Here is a 3093-nt window from a genome sequence, read left to right as displayed (position 1 = left end):
ACGAACACGGTGCCGGTTCCGATCACGATCGCGTCGGCGGCCGCGCGGCGGCGGTGAAGGTCGGCGCGCGCTGCATCGCTGGTGATCCACTGGCTGGAGCCGTCGGCGGCGGCGCTGCGCCCGTCGACGCTGGTGGCGTACTTCCAGGTGACGTGCGGCCGGCCGGTGCGCTGCTTGTGCAGCCACTCGCGCAGCGGCCCGGCGGCCACCACGTCGGCCCGCACGCCGGCGACCACCCGCACCCCGGCCGCCGCGAGCCGGGCCGCGCCGCCGGCCGCGACCGGGTTGGGATCGGCGACGGCGTAGACCACCTCGGCGACGCCCGCGGCCAGCAGCGCGTCCACGCACGGCGGTGTCGTGCCGTGGTGGTTGCACGGCTCCAGGGTGACCACCGCGGTGCCGCCGGCGGCCAGCTCCCCGGCCCGGCGCAGCGCCACCACCTCGGCGTGGTCTCGCCCGGCCGCCTTGGTGCCGCCGACCCCCACCACCTGGCCGTCGCGATCCAGCACCACGGCGCCGACCGGCGGGTTCGGGTAGCTGCCGCCCTTGACCCGCTCGGCCCGCTCGACGGCCAGCGACATCGCGGCGTCGCGGTCGACCGGCTGGTTCATCGGGACAGGTGCGGCGACGCGGCTCTGGCCTGCTGGGCCCGGTGGCGCAGCGCCTCCACCGCGGCGGCCGGGTCGTCGGCGCGGTAGACGGCCGATCCCGCGACGAAGCAGTCGACCCCGGCCTCGGCGGCCTGCTCGACGGTGTCGGCGTTGATGCCGCCGTCGATCTCCACCAGGATGGTCAGCTCGCCGGAGTCGACCAGCTTGCGCAGGGTGCGCACCTTGCCGAGCACCTCGGGGATGAACACCTGGCCGCCGAAGCCCGGCTCCACCGACATCACCAGCAGGGTGTCGAAGTCGGGCAGGATCTCCAGGTAGGGCTCCAGCGGGGTGCCCGGTTTGACGCTGAGCCCGGCCTTGGCGCCGGCCGCCCGGATGTCGCGGGCCACCGCGACCGGGTTGTCGCTGGCCTCGGCGTGGAAGGTGACGTTGTAGGCGCCGGCCTCGGCGTACGGCGGCGCCCAGCGGCCCGGGTCCTCGATCATCAGGTGGCAGTCCACCGGGATGTCGGTGGCCTTGAGCAGGCTCTCCACCACCGGCAGGCCCAGCGTCAGGTTCGGCACGAAATGCGCGTCCATCACGTCGACGTGCAGCCAGTCCGCGCCCTTGACGGCGGCGGCCTCGTCGGCGAGCCGGGCGAAGTCGGCAGACAGGATCGACGGCGCGATCATCGGCCGACGGGGACTGGCAGACATGGGGGTAAGCCTAAAGCCCACCGCGGCTACGACGCCGCGCGCCCGTGCCCGAAGATGTGCGCGATGACCATCGCCGCGATCTCATCGGGTCGTTCTTCGGGGATCCAGTGCGAGACGCCTTCGAGCACCTCGAACCGGTACGGTCCCTCGACGTAGTCGGCGGTGCGCTCGGCGGCCGCCCGACCGAGGGCGGCGTCCTCGGTGCTCCACACGAAGAGCGTGGGGATCCGGACCTTCCCGATCGACTTGGGCCCGTACCGCAGGGCGCGGTACCAGTTCAGTGCCGCCGTGGCGGCACCCGGTTCGTTCCACAGCGCGGCCATCTCCGCGAATGCCGCGCCGGAGACCTTCATCGCGGATCTCGCCTTGCGGGCCGGCCGGCTGTCCGGTCGCTTGACCCCCCACCCGAAGAACCGTTCGGGTAGCCACGGTAGCTGAAACGCGAGCATGTACCAGGACCGGAGAAACTGCCCGCGGGGCAGCGCGGCGAGGAACGCGCGCGGGTGCGGCACCGACAACGCGGTGACGGTGCGGACCCGGTCGGGGTGGTCGGCGGCCAGTCCCCAGGCCACCGCCGCACCCCAATCATGGCCCAGCACATGGAATGTCGTCAGCCCGGCCTGATCAGCGAGGGCGAGAACGTCGCCGACGAGCCGGTCGACGGCGTAATACCTGACACCCTTGGGGCGGGCACCCGCGGAGTAGCCGCGCTGGTTGGGGGCGATCACCCGGATTCCGGCTTCGGTGAGCACCGGGATCATCCCGCGATAGCTCTCCGCCCGCTCCGGGAATCCGTGCAGCGCAACGACGGCCGGCCCGTGCAGCGGCCCCTCGTCGATGACGTCGAAGGTCAGCCCGTCGTTGACGAATGTCTGCAACCGGGTCGGGGTCGCTCCCACCTGCATCCTCCTTTTCGGCTCCGTCCTGCCTGCAGGGTATCCCGCGACGGGGTCAGCCGGGCGATACCCGCAGCGCCGCGGCGAACATGGCGTCGGTGCCGTGCCGGTGCGGCCACAGCTGCACGTGCGGGCCGTCACCGAGCGCCTCGACGGGGGCGAACAGCGGCCGGGTGTCCAGAGCCTGCACCGGGTGGCGGCGCAGCGCGTCGTTGACCACGCCGACGGTCTCGGAGAGCTGCGGTGAGCAGGTGGCGTAGAGCACCACCCCACCCGGGCGGGTCAGCCCGATCGCGGCGGCCAACAGCTCCCGCTGCAGCTTGGCCAGCGCCGGGATGTCGGCCGGCTGCCGGCGCCAGCGCGCCTCGGGACGACGGCGCAGCGCCCCCAGCCCGGTGCACGGCGCGTCGACCAGCACCCGGTCGAAGCCAGGCGGCAGACCACTGTCCCGGCCGTCGACGGTGAACACGTCGACCGGCAGGCCCCGGGTGTTCCCGCTGACCAGGGCCGCCCGCGTCGTCGACGGCTCCACCGCGGCGACCCGCGCCCCGGTGGCGGCGCCGAGCGCGGCCAGCAGCGCGGTCTTGCCGCCCGGCCCGGCGCAGAGGTCGAGCCAGCGGCCGGCGTCGTCGCCGTCGAGCGGGGCCAGGGTGAGCGCCCGGGCCACCAGCTGGCTGCCCTCGTCCTGCACCAGCGCCCGGCCGTCACGGATCGACGCCAGCTGCCCGGGGTCGCCGGCCGGCAGGTACACCGCGTACGGCGAGAACCGGCCGACGGTGCCGTCCGCCTCGTCGGCGAGCTCGGCGGCGGTCATCGCCCCGGGCCGGGCCGCCAGATGCACCCGGGGCCGGTCGTCGTCGCTGGCCAGCACCGCGTCCAGCTCGCCGGCCG

Annotated in this window: 4 protein-coding genes; all 4 read right to left on the bottom strand. The window is 74.3% G+C overall.

The genetic code is table 11. The features are described from left to right. A partial coding sequence (gene ribD, locus AC2VNT_RS08720; RefSeq protein ID WP_486946476.1) for a bifunctional diaminohydroxyphosphoribosylaminopyrimidine deaminase/5-amino-6-(5-phosphoribosylamino)uracil reductase RibD occupies nucleotides 1-611 on the bottom strand: 611 nt, incomplete at its 3' end. Beyond that, nucleotides 608-1306, bottom strand: a complete 699-nt coding sequence (gene rpe, locus AC2VNT_RS08715; RefSeq protein WP_486946475.1) for a ribulose-phosphate 3-epimerase — start codon at nucleotides 1304-1306, stop codon at nucleotides 608-610. The genes ribD and rpe, both read right to left, overlap by 4 nt. Nucleotides 1307-1332: 26 nt before the next feature. Continuing rightward, entirely contained in the window at nucleotides 1333-2211 is an 879-nt protein-coding gene (locus AC2VNT_RS08710) for an alpha/beta fold hydrolase (RefSeq protein WP_486946474.1), read from the bottom strand. Between the two features lie 46 nt (nucleotides 2212-2257). After that, nucleotides 2258-3093, bottom strand: an 836-nt coding sequence (locus AC2VNT_RS08705; RefSeq protein ID WP_486946473.1) for an RsmB/NOP family class I SAM-dependent RNA methyltransferase, incomplete at its 5' end; no start/stop codon positions are given.

This window comes from Mycobacterium sp. TH-M15 (assembly GCF_057473705.1).
Note: the sequence above shows the minus strand (reverse complement) of the source record. Positions and strands in the feature narration are given on the sequence as shown.